Raw genomic sequence first — 21507 nt, forward strand, 5'->3', positions numbered from 1 at the left:
TGTGTACCCCAGACGCCAGGGCGGGCAGCGCGCGGCGGATAAAAAAAAGCCAGTCAGCTTAACTGACTGGCTTTTTTTACAACTGCGGCAGAAACGCCAGGATCAGCAGTAACCGTAGCTCATCAGGCGCTGATAGCGGCGGTTGAGCAACTCTTCGGTGTTCAACCCGTCAAGATCGGTCAGATCGGCCAGCAACTGGGCTTTCAACGCGGCCGACATCGCCGGCACGTCGCGATGCGCGCCGCCCAGCGGTTCCGGGATCACCGAGTCAATCAGCTTCAGCTCTTTCAAGCGCGGCGCGGTGATGCCCATGGCTTCCGCGGCCAACGGTGCTTTATCAGCGCTTTTCCACAGGATCGAAGCGCAACCCTCCGGCGAGATCACCGAATAAGTGCTGTATTGCAGCATATTCACTTTATCGCCAACGCCGATCGCCAGCGCGCCGCCGGAACCACCTTCGCCGATAACGGTGCAAATCACCGGAACGTTCAGCCGGGACATTTCGCGCAGGTTGCGGGCGATCGCCTCAGACTGGCCGCGTTCTTCCGCGCCCACGCCCGGATATGCCCCCGGCGTATCGATGAAAGTGATGATCGGCATATTGAAACGGGAAGCCATTTCCATCAGGCGCAGTGCCTTACGGTAGCCTTCCGGTGCCGGCATGCCGAAGTTGCGACGGATTTTCTCTTTGGTTTCACGCCCTTTTTGATGACCAATGATCATCACCGGGCGGCCATCCAGCCGCGCAATGCCGCCAACGATCGCTTTGTCATCGGCATAGGCGCGATCGCCCGCCAGCTCTTCGAAGTCGGTAAAGATGTGTTTGATATAATCCAGGGTATAAGGACGGCGCGGGTGGCGTGCCAATTGGGCAACCTGCCAGGCACCAAGATCAGAAAAAATCTTGCGCGTCAGTTCAACGCTTTTTTCGCGCAGACGCAGAACCTCTTCGTCCAGATTAATATCCAATTTTTCGTCTTGACGACTGACTGCAGTCAGCGAATCGATTTTCGCTTCCAGCTCTGCAATCGGCTGTTCAAAATCAAGAAAATTCAGACTCATAGCATTCCTATTTTAGTCAAATTCCAGGTCCACCTGCTCATTACCTACCAAAGTCCGCAAATCTATCAACAAGCGGTCAGTGGGCGTTACACGCCATGCGGCCCCAAAACGCAGCCTTGCGCGCGCATCTTCCCGTTGATAGTAGAGATGCACTGGAATCGTCCCCGAGCGATGGGGTTCCAACGACTGACGGAGACGGGTCAAAAGCTGGTCATCAATTTGCCTGTCCGTCAGCGAGATAGCAAGCCCGCGAGCGTATTTTTCACGGGCTTCACTGATATCCATTAGCTCGCGGGCCATCATTTTAAGCCCACCGCTAAAGTCATCAAAGCTGACCTGTCCACTGGCGATCAGGATACGGTCTTTTTCCAACAAATGCTGGTATTTTTCCAACGCCTCGGTGAATAACATCACCTCCAGGCGCCCGGAACGGTCATCCAGCGTACAAATCCCAATGCGGTTGCCGCGCTTGGTGATCATCACCCTGGCGGCGACCACCAGCCCGGCGGCGGTGATCATTTTTCCGCGCTCGGTTGGGTGCATGTCCTTCAGGCGCTGGCCGCCGGCGTAACGTTCGATTTCCTTCAGATACTGTGTGATCGGGTGGCCGGTCAAATACAGCCCCAGAGTCTCACGCTCACCGTCCAGCACCACCTGCTCCGGCCACGGCGCCACGCTGGCGTAGGATTGCTCCACCTGCTCCGGCGCTTCCGCCAGCACGCCAAACATATCCACCTGGCCGATCGCTTCGGCTTTGGCGTGCTGATCGGCCGCTTTCAGCGCATCGCCCAGCGCATTCATCAGCGCGGCGCGGTGCGGCCCTAGCCGATCGAACGCCCCGGACATGATCAGTTTTTCCAGCACCCGGCGATTGAGCTTTTTAATATCCGAGCGGGCGCACAGATCGAACAGGTCTTTGAAATAGCCCTGCTCGCCGCTGTTGCGCGCTTCGATAATCGCTTCAATCGGGCCTTCGCCAACGCCTTTAATGGCACCAATGCCGTAGACGATTTCCCCGTCATCGTTAACGTGGAAATGATACAGACCGCTGTTGATATCCGGCGGCAGGATTTTCAGCCCCATACGCCAGCACTCATCCACCAGGCCAACCACCTTATCGGTGTTGTCCATATCGGCGGTCATCACCGCGGCCATAAACTCGGCCGGATAGTGCGCCTTCAGCCACAGCGTCTGGTAGGAAACCAGCGCATAAGCCGCGGAGTGGGATTTGTTGAAACCGTAACCGGCAAACTTTTCCACCAGATCGAAGATTTTCATCGACAGCTCGCCGTCGATGCCCTGGCTCTTGGCGCCGGCTTCAAACACCGAGCGCTGTTTCGCCATCTCTTCCGGCTTCTTCTTACCCATGGCGCGGCGCAACATATCTGCGCCGCCCAGCGTATAGCCCGCCAAGACCTGGGCTATCTGCATCACCTGTTCCTGATACAGGATGATGCCGTAGGTCGGTTCCAGCACCGGCTTCAGCGATTCATGCTGCCACTGAATATCCGGGTAAGATAATTCTTCGCGCCCGTGCTTACGGTCGATAAAGTTATCCACCATGCCGGATTGCAACGGCCCGGGGCGGAACAGGGCCACCAGCGCGATCATATCTTCGAAGCAGTCGGGCTTCAGGCGCTTAATCAAATCCTTCATGCCGCGCGATTCAAGCTGGAATACCGCTGTGGTTTCCGAACGCTGCAACATGTCGAAGCTTTTCTTGTCATCAAGCGGGATGGCGGCGATGTCTATCGGCTCTTGCCCTGCCTTGGCCCGCCGAGCGTTGATCATCTCCAGCGCCCAGTCGATGATGGTCAGCGTACGCAAGCCCAGGAAGTCGAACTTCACCAGGCCGGCATACTCAACGTCGTTTTTATCAAACTGGGTAACCGGGTGGTTCCCTTCAGCATCGCAGTACAGCGGCGCAAAGTCGGTGATTTTGGTCGGTGCGATCACCACCCCACCGGCGTGCTTACCGGCGTTACGCGTCACCCCTTCCAGCTTGCGCGCCATGTCGATCAGCGCCTTGACTTCTTCGTCCGCTTCGTAAATTTCCGGCAGTTGCGGCTCGGCGGCAAAGGCTTTTTCCAGCGTCATGCCCGGATCGGGCGGCACCAGCTTGGAGATGCGATCGACAAAACCGTACGGGTGCCCCAATACGCGGCCGACGTCGCGGATAACCGCTTTCGCCGCCATGGTGCCAAAGGTGATGATCTGCGAAACCGCATCGCGGCCGTACATGTCCGCTACGTGGTCAATGACCCGATCGCGTTTTTCCATGCAGAAATCGACGTCGAAGTCAGGCATCGAGACACGTTCCGGGTTCAGGAAACGTTCGAACAGCAGATCGAATTCCAGCGGATCAAGATCGGTGATTTTCAGCGAATAGGCCACCAGCGAGCCCGCACCGGAGCCGCGCCCCGGCCCAACCGGCACGTCATTGTCCTTGGACCATTGGATAAACTCCATCACGATCAGGAAGTAGCCGGGGAAGCCCATCTGGTTGATAACCTGCAGTTCGATCTCCAGGCGTTCATCGTATTCCGGCCGGCGCTTGGCGCGTTCATCTGGATCGGGGAACAGGAATTCCAGGCGCTCTTCCAGGCCCTGCTTGGCCTTGGCAACCAGGAAATCTTCGGTGGTCATGTCACCGGTCGGGAACTGCGGCAGGAAGTACTCGCCCAGGCGAATGGTCACGTTGCAGCGTTTGGCGATCTCAACGCTGTTTAGCAGCGCTTCCGGAATGTCGGCAAACAGCTCGCACATTTCCTCTTCGCTGCGCATATATTGCTGTGCGCTATAGTTACGCGGGCGCTTCGGATCGTCGAGGGTAAAACCGTCATGGATCGCCACGCGGATTTCGTGGGCATCAAAATCATCGGCCACCAGGAAGCGCACATCGTTGGTCGCTACCACCGGCAGGCCGCGCTCGGCCGCCAGCGACACGGCGGCATGCAGGTAGTTTTCTTCATCCTGCCGGCCGGTACGAATCAGCTCCAGATAGTAGCTATCCGGGAAATATTCCTGATAAAACGCCAGGCATTGATCAACCACCGCCTGGTTGCCGCGCAGGATAAACTTGCCCACGTCGCCCATCCGGCCGCCGGAGAGCAGGATCAGGCCGTTGCGGTGTTCGATCAGCCAATCGCGGTCGATAGTCGGGCCTTCGCCGCCGTAGCCGCGCTGATAGGCGCGCGAAATCAACAGCGTCAGGTTCTGATAACCTTCGTTATTCGCGGCCAGCACCGTCAGCTGCGCCAACTCATCGCCCAGGGCTTCGCTTTGCACATGGAAATCGGCGCCGATAATCGGTTTTATCCCGGCACCATGCGCACTGCCATAAAACTTGACCAGGCCGCACAGGTTGGTGAAATCGGTAATGGCCAAGGCAGGCATGGTTAACGCGGCGGCTCGTTTCACCAATGGCCCGACTTTAGCCAGCCCATCGATCATGGAATAGTCGCTATGAACACGCAGATGAATAAAACGGGGTTCGGCCATATCCAGATACCAGAAACGAATGAGTGAATAACCTGCGTATTATGCCGCAGCGCGGGGCCCAGTTGTAGGGGGCATTACAATGCCAGCACCCTGCGCACCGGGGCAAAACTGCGGCGATGGTGTTCCGTCGCCCCCAGCTGCGCCAGTTTCTCCAGGTGGAAAGCCGTCGGGTAACCTTTGTGCTGGGCAAAACCGTAGGCGGGAAAAACCTTGTCCAGCTCGGCCATTTCACGATCGCGGGTGACCTTGGCGAGAATAGAGGCGGCGCTGATTTCCGCCACCCGGCTATCGCCTTTCACCACCGCCAGAGCCGCCATCGGCAAGGCCGGGCAGCGGTTGCCGTCAATCAGCACGTAGTCTGGTATCACAGACAGGCCGGCTACCGCCCGCTGCATGGCCAGCATGGTGGCATGCAGAATATTCAACTGGTCGATCTCCTGCGGCTCGGCGCGCCCCAGGCTCCAGGCTAAGGCTTTATCGGTGATTTCGTCATACAACGCCAGCCGCCGTTTTTCACTCAGCTTTTTTGAATCCGCCAGCCCAACGATCGGCCGGGCCGGATCGAGGATCACCGCAGCTGTTACCACCGCGCCCACCAAGGGGCCGCGGCCGACTTCATCCACACCGGCGATTAACCGGGCCGCGGCAGGGTAAATAAAGGGATCTATCATGATTTCGCCAGTTCCAAAACGGCCTGAGCAGCCTGTTGGTCGGCACCGCAGCGAATGCGCTGGTGCAACTCAAGGAAAGTCTGTTTCAAGCGCGCGGATTCAGGGCTGTCTTCCAGCAACGGTAGCAGCGCCGCCGCCAGCTTGGCCGGCACGCAGTCGTGCTGCAGCAGCTCGGTAACCAACTCGCGCCCCGCCAGCAGGTTGGGCAATGAAACATAAGGGGTCTTCACCAGCCGCTCAGCCAGCCAGAAGGTCAATGGCTGCATGCGGTAGCCCACGACCATCGGGCATTTCGCCAGCATGCATTCCAGCGCCGCCGTGCCGGAAGCCAGCAACGCCGCATCGCTGGCGATCATCGCTTCGCGCCCTTTACCATCCAACAGATGAGCCGGCAAATCGGGCGCTACCTCGGCCTTGATGCGTTCGAACTGCGCGCGGCGTTTGGCGTTGACCAACGGCACCACCACTTCCAGATCCGGATAGTGGCTGCGCAACTGCAGCGCAGTTTTCAGGAAATCAGCGCTCAGCATTTCCACTTCGGCGTTACGGCTGCCCGGCAGCAGCGCCAGGCAACGCGCACCGGGCGCAATGCCCAACGCCGCGCGGGCTGCCTGCCGATCCGGCTGCAGCGGCATGGCATCGGCCATGGTGTGGCCGATAAAGCGGCAGGGAACGTTGAAACGATCGTAAAACGCTTTTTCAAAAGGAAGAAACGCCAATACCAGATTGGTCGCTTTACCGATTTTGAAAACACGCTTTTGGCGCCATGCCCAAACGGAGGGGCTGACGTAATGAATGGTACGGATGCCGCGCTGTTTCAAGCGGCCTTCCAGGGTGATATTGAAGTCCGGAGCGTCGATACCGACAAACACATCCGGCTTCAACTCGCTGAACCGGCGGGTAAGATCGCGGCGGATCTTCAACAAGCGTGGCAAACGTTCAAGCACTTCCACCACGCCCATCACCGCCAGCTCCTCCATCTCGTACCAGGCTTCGCACCCTTCGGCCTGCATCAGCGGGCCGGCGACGCCGACAAAACGCGCGCCGGGGCACTGCGCCTTGAGCGCGCGGATTAATCCGGCGCCCAGGATATCGCCGGAGGTTTCCCCGGCAACCAAGCCGATAGTCAATGGACGATTAGGCATAACTCAGCGAATGATGCCGCGGGTGGAACGGCTAAAGAAATCAAGATATTGCTGCACCACCGGCTGTTGCTTCGCCAGTTCAGCAAGCTCTGCTTTAGCTTCATCCAGCGTCTTTTCGCTGCGGTAGATGATCTTGTAGGCATTACGGATCGCCTGCATTTCATCCTTATCAAAACCACGGCGTTTAAGGCCGACGGCGTTGATGCCGAAAGGCGTCGCATGGTTGCCCTGTGCGATGACAAAAGGAGGTACGTCTTGCGCAACGCCGGAACAGCCGCCAACCATCACATGGGCGCCAATGATGCAGAACTGGTGGATTGCCGTCATGCCGCCAATGATGGCGTGATCGTCAATTTCCACATGGCCTGCCAGCGTCGCGTTGTTGGCGAGAATGCATGAATCGCCCACCACGCAGTCATGAGCGACATGCACGTTGACCATCAGCAGGTTACCGCTGCCGACTTTGGTCACACCGTGGCCTTGTACCGTCCCACGATGAATGGTGACGCTTTCGCGTATGCTGTTGCGATCGCCGATTTCCACACGCGTGGGCTCGCCCGCGTATTTCAGATCCTGATTTACCTCACCGATGGAAGCAAACTGGTAGATCTGGTTTTCGCGGCCGATACGGGTAATACCGTTCACCACGACATGGGATTTCAGCACCGTACCTTCGCCGATTTCCACCTGGGAGCCGACGTAGCAGAAGGGACCGATATGCGCGCCAGCGCCGATCACGGCGCCCTCTTCAACAATCGCGCTTGGGTGGATAAAGGCGGTTTTGTCTGTCACAGATTAAGCCTCCCGGCTACGGGCACACATCATGGTTGCTTCACAAGCAATTTTACCGTCGACGGTCGTGACCCCTTTAAAGCGCGTCAAACCACGACGAGTTTTTTCGAAGGTGACTTCCATGATCATTTGATCCCCTGGCACAACGGGGCGCTTGAATCGCGCTTCGTCAATCCCGGCGAAGTAGTACAGCTCGCCTGGCTCCAGTTTACCGACGCTTTTGAATGCCAGAATGCCGGTGGCCTGCGCCATCGCTTCCAGGATCAATACGCCCGGGAAAATCGGTTTACCAGGAAAATGCCCCTGGAAAAACGGTTCGTTTACGGAAACATTCTTCACAGCACGCAGATATTTATGTTCTTCGAACTCCAGTACACGGTCAACCAATAGGAACGGATAACGATGAGGAAGCAGTTCCAAAATCTCTGCAATATCTAGAGTATGAGTGTCAGTAGTCAAAATACTCTTCCTGTCTAAAAAAACTTATGATATCAACAACACGGCCTGCATTTATCCCCAAAAGAGGGAGTCAGGCAGGCCGCAAATTAACAACGCAATACGCTTGGGGAACCTGTTCAATCGGCGTTATTATCGCAGACAGTGTAGGCCTGGCGAGCACGGAAAAACTGGGAACGCACGCAAGGTACGCAAATTTTATCCGTAACGCTCACCAGATTGAGTGTTAACAAGGCTGCCAGATGCCAGCATGTATCAACTCGGCCCCTGTCCAAATGGCTGGTAAATGGCCTGTTTGAACCGGTTCCTGGCCTCGCGGCCAACGCATTCGTTTTACCCAGAATGACGGGCGGTAGTGACTAGTCTTTTCCGACTTTTCGTTCGACAGCTTTTAAGCGCTTGCTAATCTCATCGATATTCATCACCAACGCGGCGGTTTTACGCCAAACTTTGTTGGGCTGGAGCGGAATCCCCGAAGAGTATACCCCAGGTTCGGTGATTGGTCGCATAACCATTCCCATCCCGGTCACCACAACCTGATCGGCAATCTCCATATGACCATTGATCACACTGGCGCCGCCGATTTGGCAATAACGACCGATTTTCAGGCTGCCCGCCATGATCACACCGCCGGCAACGGCGGTATTCTCACCAATCACCACGTTGTGCGCAATCTGGCACTGGTTGTCGATGATAACACCATTCCCAATCACGGTGTTATCCAGCGCGCCGCGGTCGATGGTGGTACAGGCGCCGATTTCTACGCGATCGCCAATAATCACTGTTCCCAACTGCGGGATTTTCACCCAGTTGCCGCGTTCATTGGCATAGCCAAAGCCATCGGCGCCGATCACCGTACCGGACTGGATCAGGCAACGCTGGCCAATTTCAACTTCATGATAAACGGTAACGTTCGCCCACAGGCGGGAGCCAGCGCCAATCCGCGCGCGTTGCCCAACAAAGCAACCGGGGCCAATAACAACGTTATCACCCAGCACCGCACCCGATTCGATAACCGCATTCGCGCCGACAGCAACATTCTGCCCCAGTTGGGCATCGGCGGCGATCACCGCGCTGGGCGCGATGTCCTGCGCCGGCGAAGGCGTGGTATCCATCAACTGCGCCATACGCGCGTAGGTGAGGTAGGGATTTTTCACTACCAGCGCCGCACATTTGCAGTGCGGTAAATCCGCCTCGGTAAGCACGATAGCGCTCGCCTGGCAGGCCGCCAGCTGTTCTTGATAACGGCTGTTTGACAAAAACGTGATTTGGCCAGCCTGTGCCGAATGCATAGAAGCAATGCCGGTGATGACGATATCGCCATCACCGTGCAATTGTGCATCCAACTGCTGTGCTAAATCAGCCAGTCGAATTGAAGGCATGTCTTATTTAACCTGTTTCAGCACGTCAGCAGTAATATCTTTAGACGTTCCTGCGTAAGCAACGGCGTTGGCGTCGATCACCACGTCATAGCCTTCTTTGCTGGCAACAGATTTCACCGCGTCCTGAATACGGCTCAGGATTTTGTTACGTTCTTCCATCTGGCGGCGACGGTTGTCCTGCTCGAAAGCCTGGGCTTTCTGAGAGAACTGTTCACGCTGCGCCATCACGTCTTTTTCCAGTTTGGTACGTTCGCTGGCTTTCATGGTAGAACCATCGCGCTGCAGCTTCTGCATTTTGGTCTGCAGGCTGCGCTCCATGTTCTGGAGTTCGCCCGCACGGCCTTTGAACTCATTTTCCAATTGCTTAGCCACGGTGTCACGTGCCGGTAATTGCTGGAAAATGCTGGCTACGTTCACTACAGCGATTTTATCTGCAGCCTGAACGCCAGCCGAAGCAGCCATTGCTAAACCGAGGCCTGCGGCACACAACCACTTTTTCACTATAAACTCCTTACCATCACCCATATGTGTCATATGACACTTTGAAGTACACAATTTGCCAGATGCATTCCGCCAGACAATGAGAATTATCCCTCTCTGCCTGGGCAAGGCCCGGCAATGTGATGCTCAGCTACAACTGCTTATACTTTCGTTCTGCAGGTTGCAGAAGGCTTTACTGCAACCTGCCATCATTGGCTACCCCTCAGAGAGGAACCGGCCCGTTACCAGGTCTTGCCAATGTTAAACTGGAACTGCTCTGACTTATCGCCATCATATTTCTTGATAGGATCGGCATACGAGAACACCAGTGGCCCCAACGGCGACATCCACTGCAGCGCGATACCGGCAGAAACGCGGATATTGCCCGCCTTGCTGTAATCCGGAATATCATACATCCGCGTCAGATCGGTATTCTGCCACTTGGTATCCCACACGGTACCGGCGTCGACAAACAGCGAGGTACGCACGGAGTTAGCGTATTTTTCGCTGATGAACGGCGTTGGCGTAATCAACTCCATGCTGGCGACCGCCATGGCGTTACCGCCCACCGCATCGTCAGAGTTACAGATCGTAGTGCTGCCGGAACAGCTGTACGAATTGGAATTGTAGTATACCGCTTTCGGCCCGATGGTATTGGACTGGAAGCCACGCACGGTGCTGGAGCCACCGGCATAGAAGTTTTCATAGAACGGCATCTCTTTGCCGCCCAGCCCATCGGCATAGCCCAGGCGGCCACGGCCCAACAGCACCCAAGTGCGATCTTCGTTGATCGGCACATACTGCACGCTGTCTAACGTCAGCTTGTAGTAGGAGTTGTCAGAGCCAGGGATCGTCACCTTGCCATTCAGCGTGGTGCGGTTACCGGCGGTTGGGAAGTAGCCACGGTCAAGGTTGTTGTAGGTCCAACCCAGATTCAGCGTAAAGTCGTCAGCCTTGTAGCTGGCGCGATCGGTGGAGTTCGGATCCTGGCCCACGGACTCCAGGTAACGCCACATGGCGATCTGCGGCTGCATGTCCGACAACGAGTTATGCACGTAACCCAGGCCGGCGCGCAACGAGTTGAACTCGTTGATTGGGAAGCCCAGCGTGCCGTCAAGGCCGTAGCTCTTGTTGGTGTAATCCGACAGATCGGCGTCGTACGCTTTAAAGCTGTTGTAGAAGATGCGGCCACCCAGGCTAACACCGTCAACGGTGAAGTACGGGTTGGTTACCGACAGTTCGGAATACGTCTGGTAGTCGTTCTTGGTGCCGCTGATCCCAACCGAGTAGCCGGTACCCAGCCAGTTGTCCTGCTGAACGCCCGCCTGGAAGCTGACGCCGCTTTCCGTGCCGTAACCGATACCGAAGTTCAGCGTACCGGTATTGCGTTCTTTCACCTTGTAGGTCACGTCCACCTGATCGGCGGTGCCGGGAACGCGCTGGGTTTCAACATCGACGGTTTCAAAATAGCCCAGGCGGTTCAAACGCTCTTTGCCCTGCTCAACCTGATCGTTGCCCAACCATGCGCCTTCCATCTGGCGCATTTCGCGGCGCAGCACCGAATCTTTACTGGTGTCGTTGCCTTCGAACTTGATACGGCGCACATAGAAGCGGTTGCCGGCATCAACGTTGACGTGCAGCTTGACGGTTTTATCCGCGTCGTTGATTTCCGGCTGGGTCTGTACGCGTGGGTAAGCATAACCATAACGGCCGAACATCTTCTTGATGTTGTCTTCCATCTTGGTCACTTTACTGCCGTTGTACAGCTCGCCCGGCTCGATTTTGGTCAACTGCGTCACTTCCGCCGAGTGGCCGGCCAGGCTGCCGTTCACTACCACGTCGGACAGTTTGTACTGCTCGCCTTCGGTGATATTGATAGTGATGTAGATGCCTTTTTTGTCCGGCGTCAGGCTGACCTGCGTCGAATCAATATTGAAACGCGCATAGCCGCGATCCAGATAGAAGCTGCGCAGGACTTCAAGATCCCCGGCCAGTTTCTGTTTCTGGTATTTGCGATCGCCGACAACGTTCCACCACGGCACTTCATCGCGCAGTTGGAAGCGGGAAATCAGCTCATCGTTGGTGAAGGCGTGATTCCCCACGATATTGATTTGTTGAATCTTGGCGGAAACCCCTTCCGTGAAGACCAGCTTAAGATCGACACGGTTGCGCGGCAGCGGCGTGACCACGGCTTTCACCGAAGCACTGTACTTACCGACGCTGTAGTAGAAGTCTTCCAGGCCTTTTTCAATGCTGGAAATCGTGGTGCGATCGAGTGCTTCCCCCACCCGGACGCCGGAGGCTTCCAGGTTTTGCTTCAGCATGTCATCTTTCACCGACTTGTTGCCGGAGAAGGTGATGCTGGCAATGGTTGGGCGCTCTTTCACCTGGACGATCAGCGTATTCCCATCACGCAGGACGCGGACGTCCTCGAAGTTGCCCGTGGCAAACAACGCGCGGATGGTATTACTGATGTCATCGTCAGTGACGGTATCGCCTACGCGAACCGGCATATTGAGTAACGCCGCACCGACGGCAACCCGTTGCAGGCCTTCGAAATGAATATCTCTCACTACGAACCCGTCTGCACCGTATACGGTGGCGCTGCCAAACAGCAGCGACGCTATGAGCAACTTTTTCATCGCCATCGTTGTTATGCGTTCTTCCTAACCTGTCCCCGCCCCTAAAGGCGAGAAAAATCATTGAAAAGCGCAAGCCCCATCAGCAACACCAGCACGATCGATCCAATGCGGTAGCTGTAGTCCTGCACTCGCTCAGAAACCGGCCCTCCCTTCAGCTTTTCTATCGCCAAGAAGAGAAGATGCCCACCATCTAATACCGGCAAGGGGAACAGGTTGATGATCCCGAGGTTGACGCTAATCAACGCCAGAAACATCATGTAGTACACAAACCCGACCCCGGCTGACGCCCCTGCTCCCTGTGCAATAGAGATAGGGCCGCTTAGGTTATCCAGCTTTACATCACCGGTTATTAATTTGCCCAGCATGCTGACCGTAAGCCGCATCAGTTGCCAGGTTTTGTCCCCGGCCTGATACAGCGCCTGGAACGGCCCATACTGACGAATCGTTTTGTACTCATCCGGCAGCGGCAGCACTTTCGGAATTATACCGGCAAATCCCACCACCTTGCCTTTGCCCACCGGCTTTGTATCCGGAATCAGCGTTAAAGACAAGGGGGCGCCGTTTCTTTCAATCTCTAAAGCCAGCGCTTGCCCCGGGCCGTCGTGGATTCGCTTCACCAGCGTTTGCCAACGCCCCAACAGTTGCCCATCGACTTTAACGATCCTGTCCCCGGCTTGCAAACCCGCCTTTTGCGCCGCCGACCCGGCTTGAACTTCCGCCAGTACCGATTCTATCTGTGGACCGCGTGGAATAATACCCAGCGATACCACGGGATCCTGCTGGTCCGGTTCAAAGTGCCAATCGCGCAAATCCAGCGTTTTATGCACCACTTGCGAACTGCCAAACGGCGCGATACCCACTTCGCTTTGCGCATCGCCGATTTTACCGACCAGGGCCAAACGAACAGATTCCCAATCAGGCGTTTCGATACCGTCAACGGACTTTAGTTCCATTCCTGGAGAAATTTGCGCCTGCTCGGCAATGGACTGCGGTGATATTTCACCGATCACTGGGCGGTAGCTGGGCACACCGATGATGAACACCAGCCAGTAGGCAAGAATGGCGAACAGAAAGTTGGCGACGGGCCCGGCGCTGACGATCGCCGCACGCTGCCAAACGGTTTTGTTGTTGAAGGCACTATGGCGCCGCTCCGGCGCCACCGTATCGACGCGCTCATCCAACATTTTGACGTAGCCGCCCAGCGGGATCAGCGCAATCACATATTCTGTGCCCTGCCGATCGGTGCGCCGCCATAGCGCGCGGCCAAAACCGATTGAAAAGCGTTCAACGTAGACACCGCAGCGGCGAGCCACCCAAAAGTGCCCAAACTCATGCACAGTGATCAACACACCGAGAGCAATAATAAACGCTACCAGGTTCCAGAGCACACTGACCATTCTATCTCCACTTTGCCGCTACTGACGGATTAAAACACTAACAGCATCAGGCAAGCAAATACAGGCACTGCCGCCGTTAGGCTATCGATACGATCCAGTATCCCGCCGTGCCCAGGTATCAGGCTACCGCTGTCTTTGATACCCGCTTCGCGTTTGAACATACTTTCCGTCAGATCGCCCAGCACCGAAGCCAGCGCGGCAACCACCGAACAGACAAGCAGCGTCACCGGCACCACGCTTAGCGGCGCGTAACGGCCAAACAGCCAGGAAATCACCGCCGAAGTAACCAAACCGCCAATCAACCCTTCCCAGGTCTTGCCTGGCGAAACCTTCGGCGCCAGCTTGTGTTTGCCGAACAGCTTGCCAAACATATAGGCGCCGGAATCCGCGCCCCACACCAACAGCATCACGTACAGCAACCACCAGGCGCCGGTAAACGGGTTTTGGGCATAATCATATTGGCGCAGCGCCAGCATGCCCCAAAAGAACGGCACGATGGTCAACAGGCCGAAAACCAGCCGCAACGAGCGCGAATTACGCCACACGCCGGCAGAGCCAGGGTAAAACAGCACCAGTAGCAATGCGGCCAGCCACCAGGCCAGCGACAGCCACAGTGAGCCGCCTATCTGCAGCAAATGGACGGAATGTTGATAAGCAGGAATGCTCAGCACCATCAGCGCCAACAGCAGGCCACACAACACGGCCAGCCAAATGCGCTGTGAACGGGAAGAGAAGCCGGCCAACGGCCCCCACTCCCAAGCGGCCAGCATGCACACAGCGAGCGTGACCAGCGTAAAGCCCAGCGGCGGCAGCAAGAACAGGGCCGCAATAACAACCGGTATTAAAATCAGAGCGGTAATGAGGCGATACTTCAGCAAAAGTTCCCCCTAGGACACATGGGTGCCGATAGGTGTTGTTCCCCCGAAGCGACGCTCACGTTGTGCAAACGCATTCAGCGCACCTTCAAAGACAAGTTCATCAAAATCGGGCCAGAGCACATCGGTAAAATACAGTTCAGCATACGCAATCTGCCACAGCAGGAAATTACTGATGCGATGCTCACCACCGGTACGGATCACCAGATCCACTGGCGCCAAATCGCTCATACAAATTTTTTCGCTCAGTAAACGCTCACTGATTTGAGACGGACGCAGCATGCCTTCCTGCACCTGCTCAGCCAGTTGCCTGACACCCTGAATGATATCCCAACGGCCGCCATAATTCGCAGCGATATTCAGCGTTAGCCCATCGTTATTTTCCGTCAGCTGTTCGGAACGGCGGATCCGCTCTTGCAAACGCTCGCTGAAACGGCTGGTATCGCCGATGACGCGCAACCGGACATTATGTTTATGAAGGCTTTTTACTTCGCTGTCCAACGCACGGACAAACAATTCCATCAATGCAGAGACTTCTTGAGCCGGACGATTCCAGTTCTCACTGCTGAAGGCATAAAGCGTGAGCGCATCCAAATGGTGGCTGGCAGCAAAACTGACTGCCCGACGCACGGATTTCACTCCTGCTTTATGACCGAAGACACGTAATTTACCCTGACGTTTAGCCCAACGCCCGTTACCATCCATGATAATAGCGACATGACGTGGCCCAGGAGCGGACAGATTAGCCTCTTGTTGGTTTGCGGACGACATAACTCGTACTTATTTCCTCAATAGAAATACAACGGCCTTCCCGGAATAAAGAGCCCTTACGCGCAAAAAAAAACCGCGTGCCCGACACGGCTTTTTTAGTCTGCCCGCCAATGCCCCAGAAAGCCCCGGAAATTGCCTGGCATCAACCGCCAGACCGGCCATTATTCAACGGTATATCCGCTGACAGGTGGCGCAGACTATATCACCTCAGCAGGACACGAACAAACAACCCCACTTCAGCCACACGATTAACCGCCAAAAATCAGGAAATATCGAACGCTAATTACGCAGTGCCGCCACCATGCCAGCAGCAGTTTCGCGTGCCTGGCGATCGATCGCCAGAACTTCATCAATGCTGACCGGTTCCGGCAACGCCAGTTGCTCAACCACGCGGCGGTTAACCGCGGCAATATCGCTAAAGCGGATCTGCTGCTGCAAAAATGCCGCGACCGCAATTTCATTGGCGGCGTTGAGCGTAGTCGTCGCCGCCTGGCCGGCATCGCAAGCTTCGATCGCCAGATACAGGCAAGGGTAGCGTTTAGGATCGGGCTCAGAGAAGCTCAGCGCCCCCATGCGGCAGAAATCCAACGCCGCCACGCCCGAGCTGACGCGCTGCGGATAGGCCATGGCATGCGCGATCGGCGTACGCATGTCCGGCGTGCCCAACTGCGCGATCACGCTGCCGTCCACATAGCGCACCATCGAGTGAATCACCGACTGCGGGTGCAAAATCACTTCCATTTGCTCTGCCGAGGCATTAAATAACCAGCGGGCTTCGATATATTCCAGACCTTTATTCATCATGGTGGCAGAATCGACCGATATCTTGCGCCCCATCGACCAATTGGGGTGGGCGCAGGCTTGATCCGGCGTCACGTCCGCCAGTTGCTCTGGCGGCGTCGTACGGAACGGCCCGCCAGAGCCGGTCAGCACGATGCGTGAAATCCCATGATCCTGCAAAGAAGCATATCCCAACTGGCGCTGAATGCTCTCGGGCAAACTCTGAAAAATCGCGTTATGCTCGCTATCCAACGGCAACAGTTGCGCTTTGCTCTTTTGCACCGCATCCATAAACAAACGGCCGCAGGTCACCAGGGATTCCTTATTGGCCAGCAACACCTGCTTGCCCGCCCGCACTGCCGCCATGGTCGGCAACAGGCCGGCGGCGCCCACGATAGCCGCCGTCACCTGGTCAACGCCGCTCAACGCGGCCAGTTCACAGGCCGACTGTTCCCCCGCCAACACCTCGGTTTTCACGCCGTTTTCCGCCAGCACGCTGCGCAGCTCACGCGCGGCGCCTTCATCCGCCATAGCCGCGTAGTCCGGCCGAAATTCCATACATTGACGAGCCATTACCGCTACGTTGCGCCCAGCCACCAGGGCCTTAATCGCGAAACGCTCGGGGTTTTCCCTGACCACGGCCAGGGTGCTGGTGCCCACAGAGCCGGTGGAGCCCAGAATAGTCAGTTGCTTCATGAGTTCGCTCTGAATAACTGTCTGATCAGATCGGAGGTGCACCAGTTTGAAACCTTCGCTACCGCTTGTCTATGATCTTTCAGTACGGTGAAACGGGATCTGTTTCATAAAAAAACAAAGCGCCGCACAGGCGACGCTTGATAACCGCTAAGTGCTGATTAGAAATCCATCAACTCTTTTTCTTTGTCTGCCAGGGCGGCATCCACCTGCTTGATGTAGACATCGGTCAGCTTCTGAATATCATCTTGTGAACGGCGCTCTTCGTCTTCGCTGATTTCTTTATCCTTCAGCAGCGCTTTCACTTTGTCGTTGGCATCGCGACGCACGTTGCGCACGGCCACACGGCCCTGTTCAGCTTCACCGCGCACCACTTTGATCAAATCCTTACGGCGCTCTTCCGTCAGCGGCGGCAGCGGAACGCGAATGTCAGAACCGGCGGAGGATGGGTTCAGGCCCAGATCGGATGTCATGATGGCTTTTTCAACGGCCTGGCTCAGGGAGCGATCGAACACGTTGATTTTCAGCGTGCGGGAATCTTCAACCGTCACGTTAGCCAGTTGGCGCAGCGGCGTAGCGGCGCCATAGTATTCCACCATGATGCCGTCCAGAATGCTTGGGGAAGCACGGCCGGTGCGGATTTTGCTGATTTGGTTTTTAAATGCTTCGACGCTTTTTTCCATGCGTGCTTGCGCATCTTTTCTGATGTCGTTGATCACGTTGCGAACCCTTGGAAGCTGGTTACTTGGCAGGCCATAACGCATTACAGCCCGTGCGTTTCACTTGGCGCCTATCCCACTTGCCGTTTTGGCCAGGCATAGACTCAAAAGCGTGAACAGAACATCGCGCACCGGGCGCTGCCGTTCCCGCTCAATAAAATCATGCGATCGGCAATTACTTGCTGATCAGCGTACCTTCGTTTTCACCCATCACCACGCGGCGCAGCGCGCCAGGCTTGTTCATATTGAACACGCGGATCGGCAGGCCATGATCCCGGGCCAACGTAAACGCCGCCAGGTCCATCACTTTCAGCTCGCGTTCCAGCACGTCCTGATAGGTTAATTGTTCGTAAAGCGTTGCATCCGGATTTTTTACCGGGTCAGCAGAGTATACACCATCTACTTTAGTCGCTTTCAATACTACATCCGCTTCAATTTCAATCCCACGCAGGCAAGCGGCGGAATCGGTGGTGAAGAACGGGTTGCCGGTGCCGGCGGAAAAAATCACCACGCGGTTGTTACGCAGCAGGCTGATAGCCTCTGCCCAACTGTAGTTGTCACACACGCCATTGAGCGGGATTGCCGACATCAGGCGGGCGTTCACATAGGCGCGGTGCAGCGCATCACGCATCGCCAGGCCGTTCATTACGGTCGCCAGCATCCCCATGTGGTCGCCTACTACGCGATTCATGCCGGCTTGCGCCAGGCCCGCACCGCGGAACAAGTTGCCACCGCCAATCACTACACCGACCTGAATGCCCAGCTCAACCAGCTCTTTCACTTCCTGAGCCATGCGATCCAAAATGCTAGCATCGATACCAAAGCCTTCTGCACCTTGCAGGGCTTCGCCGCTCAGTTTGAGCAGGATACGCTGATATACGGGTTTTGCATTGGTTGCCATGGTGTTTTGTCCTAAGAAGCAGTAATAGTATTGGGGATTTTAGCCGATAAGCAGCGCCTGTCTGAGTATAGCGCGACAGGGGTCATCGTCGGCGATTTCTGGCTGGATAAAACGGAACCGCCTGACCGGCGGTTCCATTTACAAGCATTAAGACTGTTTGCTCATTGCTGCAACTTCAGCAGCAAAGTCAGTTTCAACTTTCTCGATGCCTTCACCCACTTCAAAGCGGATGAAACCTTTCACGTCAGCGTTGTGTTCTTTCAGCAGCTGAGCAACGGTTTTGCTTGGGTCCATTACGAAGTGCTGGCCGGTCAGAGAAACTTCGCCGGTGAACTTACGCATACGGCCTTCAACCATTTTTTCTGCGATTTCGCGTGGTTTGCCAGACTGCATGGCGATATCCAACTGAATCTGGTGTTCACGTTCAACCACTTCAGCAGGAACGTCTTCAGGCTTCACGTATTCTGGTTTGCTTGCCGCGATGTGCATCGCGATATGCTTAACCAGTTCTTCGTCAGCGCCGGTTGCAGCAACCAGAACACCGATACGTGCGCCGTGCAGGTAAGAACCCAGCACATCGCCTTCCAGCGCGGCAACGCGGCGGATATTGATGTTTTCACCAATTTTAGCCACCAGCGCGGTACGCTGATCTTCGAATTGCGCTTTCAGCGCTTCGATGTCGGTGATGCGGCCAGCCAGGGCAGCGTTGATCACTTCTTCGCCGAAGGCTTTGAAGCCGGCATCTTTAGCCACGAAGTCTGTTTCGCAGTTCAGTTCAACGATAACCGCGTAGTTACCGTCGATTTTGGTCAGGATGATGCCTTCAGCAGCCACACGGCCTGCTTTCTTGGCAGCCTTAGCCTGGCCGGATTTACGCATGTTGTCGATGGCCAGTTCGATGTCGCCGTTAGCTTCAACCAGCGCTTTCTTACATTCCATCATGCCTGCGCCAGTACGTTCACGCAGTTCTTTTACCAGGGCAGCGGTAATATCAGCCATTTTATTTTCCTCGGTTATCTCGCACGGAGATAGCCCTTCATCTTTCATGCCGCGTTGCCGCAATATGAAAGCTATCGGGCATGGTTCTCATTCAGATAAGCAAAGGGGGCCTTTCTAGGCCCCCCTAACCAACATATGTCAATACCTGGTTAATAAGGGCTCGGGTTGCGAGCTTGCCTTATTATTCAGCTTCTACGAAGCCTTCTTCCGCCTGAACGGCCAGATCTTGAGAACGACCTTCACGTACAGCGGCAGCAACGGCGGTCAGGTACAGGCTTACTGCACGGATTGCGTCGTCGTTACCAGGGATGATGAAGTCAACGCCGTCCGGATCAGAGTTGGTATCAACGATAGAGAATACCGGGATACCCAGGTTGTTGGCTTCTTTGATCGCGATGTGTTCGTGATCGGCATCGATAACAAACAGAGCGTCTGGCAGGCCACCCATGTCTTTGATACCACCCAGGGAGTTTTCCAGCTTGTCCAGTTCGCGAGTACGCATCAGCGCCTCTTTCTTGGTCAGCTTGTCAAAGGTGCCGTCTTGAGACTGAGTTTCCAGATCTTTCAAACGCTTGATGGACTGACGAACGGTTTTCCAGTTGGTCAGCATGCCGCCCAGCCAACGGTGGTTCACGAAGAACTGATCGCAGTTGGTTGCAGCTTCTTTTACCGCTTCGCTAGCTGCGCGTTTGGTACCAACAAACAGGATCTTGCCTTTACGGGAAGAGATCTTGCTCAATTCAGCCAGCGCTTCGTTGAACATTGGTACGGTTTTCTCAAGGTTGATGATGTGAACTTTGTTGCGAGAACCGAAGATGAAAGGCTTCATTTTCGGGTTCCAGTAACGGGTCTGGTGACCGAAGTGAACACCGGCCTTGAGCATATCGCGCATGGAAACAGTTGCCATGATTAAAACCTCTATAGATTAATTGGGGTTATGCCTCCACGTATCCCATAACGCCGACCCGACAAGCGCAGACCGCTTTCAGGCACCCCGGCGCATGTGCCGATACGTGTGTGTTATTTACACAATGTGAGTGCAGTTCAGTATTTTCGGCCAGAACCTGCGTTGCCATGAAGAGCAACATCAATGGATCTGCCGGCGCGCTTTATACCATAAACCCGCCCGCGACTCCAACTTTTGTTGCGCTTTCAGCGGCGATTTCATCACGGCCAGGCCCCCGACGGCTCACGCTTCCGTTCGGTTCCCGCCGACCATGGAAAAAAATGAAATTTGGCAGCGGCCCGGCTGGGCTGGTACCATAGGGTACTGCTTCTCATTGTCGATAATACAGACCCTTGCGGACAACTTTCATGGCAATTTCAATTAAATCATCAGAAGACATCCAGAAAATGCGCGTAGTCGGCCGCCTGGCCGCCGAAGTGCTGGAAATCGTTGGGCCATACGTAAAACCCGGCGTCACCACCGGCGAACTCGACCGTATCTGCCACAACCACATTATTAACGAACAGCACGCGGTCTCTGCCTGCCTTGGTTACCACGGTTTTCCCAAGTCAGTGTGCATCTCCGTTAACGAAGTCGTCTGCCACGGTATCCCCAGCGATGAAAAAGTGTTGAAAGACGGCGACATCATCAACATTGATGTGACGGTCATCAAAGACGGTTTCCATGGTGATACGTCAACGATGTTCATCGTCGGCAAACCCACCATTCTGGGTGAGCGGCTCTGCCGCATCACGCAAGAGAGCCTGTATCTGGGGCTGAAAATGGTAAAACCGGGCATCCGCCTGCGCTCACTGGGTAAAGCCATTCAGCAATTCGTTGAAGCGGAAAAATTCTCCGTGGTGCGTGAATATTGCGGCCATGGCATCGGCGAAGGGTTCCACGAAGAGCCGCAAGTGCTGCACTATGACGCCGATGACGGCGGCGTGGTACTGCAACCGGGCATGGCATTCACCATCGAGCCGATGGTCAATGCCGGTGACTACCGCATCCGCACCATGAAAGACGGCTGGACGGTAAAAACCAAGGATCGCAGCTTGTCGGCGCAGTACGAGCATACTATTGTGGTTACCGATAACGGCTGCGAGATAATGACGTTGCGCAAGGATGAAACTATCCCCAACATCATTACGCACGAACAGTAAAGAAAAGGCGGCCCGCTGCCGCCGTTTCTTGTGATAAGCCGGCTTTATATCTGAGCGTTGGCTCTGCCCCGCCGTGGCGGCGGCTGGAACAACGGCGGGGGTATAACCGGCTTTTTTATGGGCTGCTTACTA

The 21507-nt window shown here is 55.7% G+C and carries 18 protein-coding genes; 1 reads left to right on the forward strand and 17 read right to left on the reverse strand.

What is annotated here, in order from left to right; genetic code table 11:
* Positions 1–102 precede the first annotated feature (102 nt).
* The 17 genes from accA to rpsB form a co-directional block, all read right to left on the reverse strand.
* Positions 103–1062, reverse strand: coding sequence for an acetyl-CoA carboxylase carboxyl transferase subunit alpha (accA, locus tag ABFX35_RS10820; protein WP_279026771.1), 960 nt, complete (start codon positions 1060–1062; stop codon positions 103–105).
* Between the two features lie 12 nt (positions 1063–1074).
* Positions 1075–4563, reverse strand: a complete 3489-nt coding sequence (gene dnaE, locus ABFX35_RS10825) for a DNA polymerase III subunit alpha (protein WP_279026770.1) — start codon at positions 4561–4563, stop codon at positions 1075–1077.
* A 74-nt stretch (positions 4564–4637) separates the two neighbouring features.
* Positions 4638–5234: a ribonuclease HII gene (rnhB, locus tag ABFX35_RS10830; protein WP_121553634.1), complete on the reverse strand. Its 597-nt coding sequence runs from the start codon at positions 5232–5234 to the stop codon at positions 4638–4640.
* Complete coding sequence (gene lpxB / locus ABFX35_RS10835; protein ID WP_346080985.1) at positions 5231–6379, reverse strand: lipid-A-disaccharide synthase; 1149 nt, start codon at positions 6377–6379, stop codon at positions 5231–5233. Before lpxB ends, rnhB begins: the two co-directional genes overlap by 4 nt.
* Positions 6380–6382: 3 nt before the next feature.
* On the reverse strand, positions 6383–7171 hold the full coding sequence (gene lpxA, locus ABFX35_RS10840) for an acyl-ACP--UDP-N-acetylglucosamine O-acyltransferase (protein WP_279026765.1): 789 nt from the start codon (positions 7169–7171) through the stop codon (positions 6383–6385).
* Between the two features lie 3 nt (positions 7172–7174).
* Complete coding sequence (fabZ, locus tag ABFX35_RS10845; RefSeq protein WP_145957819.1) at positions 7175–7630, reverse strand: 3-hydroxyacyl-ACP dehydratase FabZ; 456 nt, start codon at positions 7628–7630, stop codon at positions 7175–7177.
* Between the two features lie 356 nt (positions 7631–7986).
* Positions 7987–9009: a UDP-3-O-(3-hydroxymyristoyl)glucosamine N-acyltransferase gene (lpxD, locus tag ABFX35_RS10850; RefSeq protein WP_095847461.1), complete on the reverse strand. Its 1023-nt coding sequence runs from the start codon at positions 9007–9009 to the stop codon at positions 7987–7989.
* Positions 9010–9012: 3 nt separating this feature from the next.
* Positions 9013–9510 (reverse strand): molecular chaperone Skp, encoded by a 498-nt coding sequence (gene skp, locus ABFX35_RS10855; protein WP_095847460.1) that lies wholly within the window; start codon positions 9508–9510, stop codon positions 9013–9015.
* 221 nt (positions 9511–9731) lie between these two features.
* Positions 9732–12137 carry an outer membrane protein assembly factor BamA gene (bamA, locus tag ABFX35_RS10860; RefSeq protein WP_346080987.1) on the reverse strand — a complete coding sequence of 802 codons (2406 nt, stop codon included), beginning with the start codon at positions 12135–12137 and terminating at the stop codon, positions 9732–9734.
* 35 nt (positions 12138–12172) lie between these two features.
* Positions 12173–13528 carry a sigma E protease regulator RseP gene (rseP, locus tag ABFX35_RS10865; protein WP_095847458.1) on the reverse strand — a complete coding sequence of 452 codons (1356 nt, stop codon included), beginning with the start codon at positions 13526–13528 and terminating at the stop codon, positions 12173–12175.
* Positions 13529–13557: 29 nt separating this feature from the next.
* A complete protein-coding gene (gene cdsA, locus ABFX35_RS10870; RefSeq protein ID WP_346080989.1) occupies positions 13558–14406 on the reverse strand; it encodes a phosphatidate cytidylyltransferase in 849 nt (282 codons plus the stop codon).
* 9 nt (positions 14407–14415) lie between these two features.
* Complete coding sequence (gene ispU, locus ABFX35_RS10875) at positions 14416–15174, reverse strand: (2E,6E)-farnesyl-diphosphate-specific ditrans,polycis-undecaprenyl-diphosphate synthase (RefSeq protein ID WP_095847456.1); 759 nt, start codon at positions 15172–15174, stop codon at positions 14416–14418.
* Positions 15175–15453: 279 nt separating this feature from the next.
* On the reverse strand, positions 15454–16650 hold the full coding sequence (gene ispC / locus ABFX35_RS10880; protein ID WP_346080991.1) for a 1-deoxy-D-xylulose-5-phosphate reductoisomerase: 1197 nt from the start codon (positions 16648–16650) through the stop codon (positions 15454–15456).
* Positions 16651–16808: 158 nt separating this feature from the next.
* On the reverse strand, positions 16809–17366 hold the full coding sequence (frr, locus tag ABFX35_RS10885) for a ribosome recycling factor (RefSeq protein WP_346080993.1): 558 nt from the start codon (positions 17364–17366) through the stop codon (positions 16809–16811).
* A 175-nt stretch (positions 17367–17541) separates the two neighbouring features.
* The gene (gene pyrH, locus ABFX35_RS10890) at positions 17542–18267 is read right to left on the reverse strand and encodes a UMP kinase (protein ID WP_279029103.1); all 726 of its coding nucleotides are present in this window, start codon (positions 18265–18267) and stop codon (positions 17542–17544) included.
* Positions 18268–18414: 147 nt separating this feature from the next.
* Entirely contained in the window at positions 18415–19266 is an 852-nt protein-coding gene (tsf, locus tag ABFX35_RS10895) for a translation elongation factor Ts (protein ID WP_346080996.1), read from the reverse strand.
* A gap of 181 nt (positions 19267–19447) precedes the next feature.
* Complete coding sequence (rpsB, locus tag ABFX35_RS10900; RefSeq protein WP_279029098.1) at positions 19448–20173, reverse strand: 30S ribosomal protein S2; 726 nt, start codon at positions 20171–20173, stop codon at positions 19448–19450.
* Between the two features lie 407 nt (positions 20174–20580).
* Between rpsB and map the strand changes: the two genes are divergently transcribed.
* Entirely contained in the window at positions 20581–21375 is a 795-nt protein-coding gene (gene map / locus ABFX35_RS10905; RefSeq protein ID WP_121553629.1) for a type I methionyl aminopeptidase, read from the forward strand.
* Positions 21376–21507 lie beyond the last annotated feature (132 nt).

The sequence above is a fragment of the Gibbsiella dentisursi genome (assembly GCF_039539505.1).
Lineage (GTDB): Bacteria > Pseudomonadota > Gammaproteobacteria > Enterobacterales > Enterobacteriaceae > Gibbsiella > Gibbsiella quercinecans.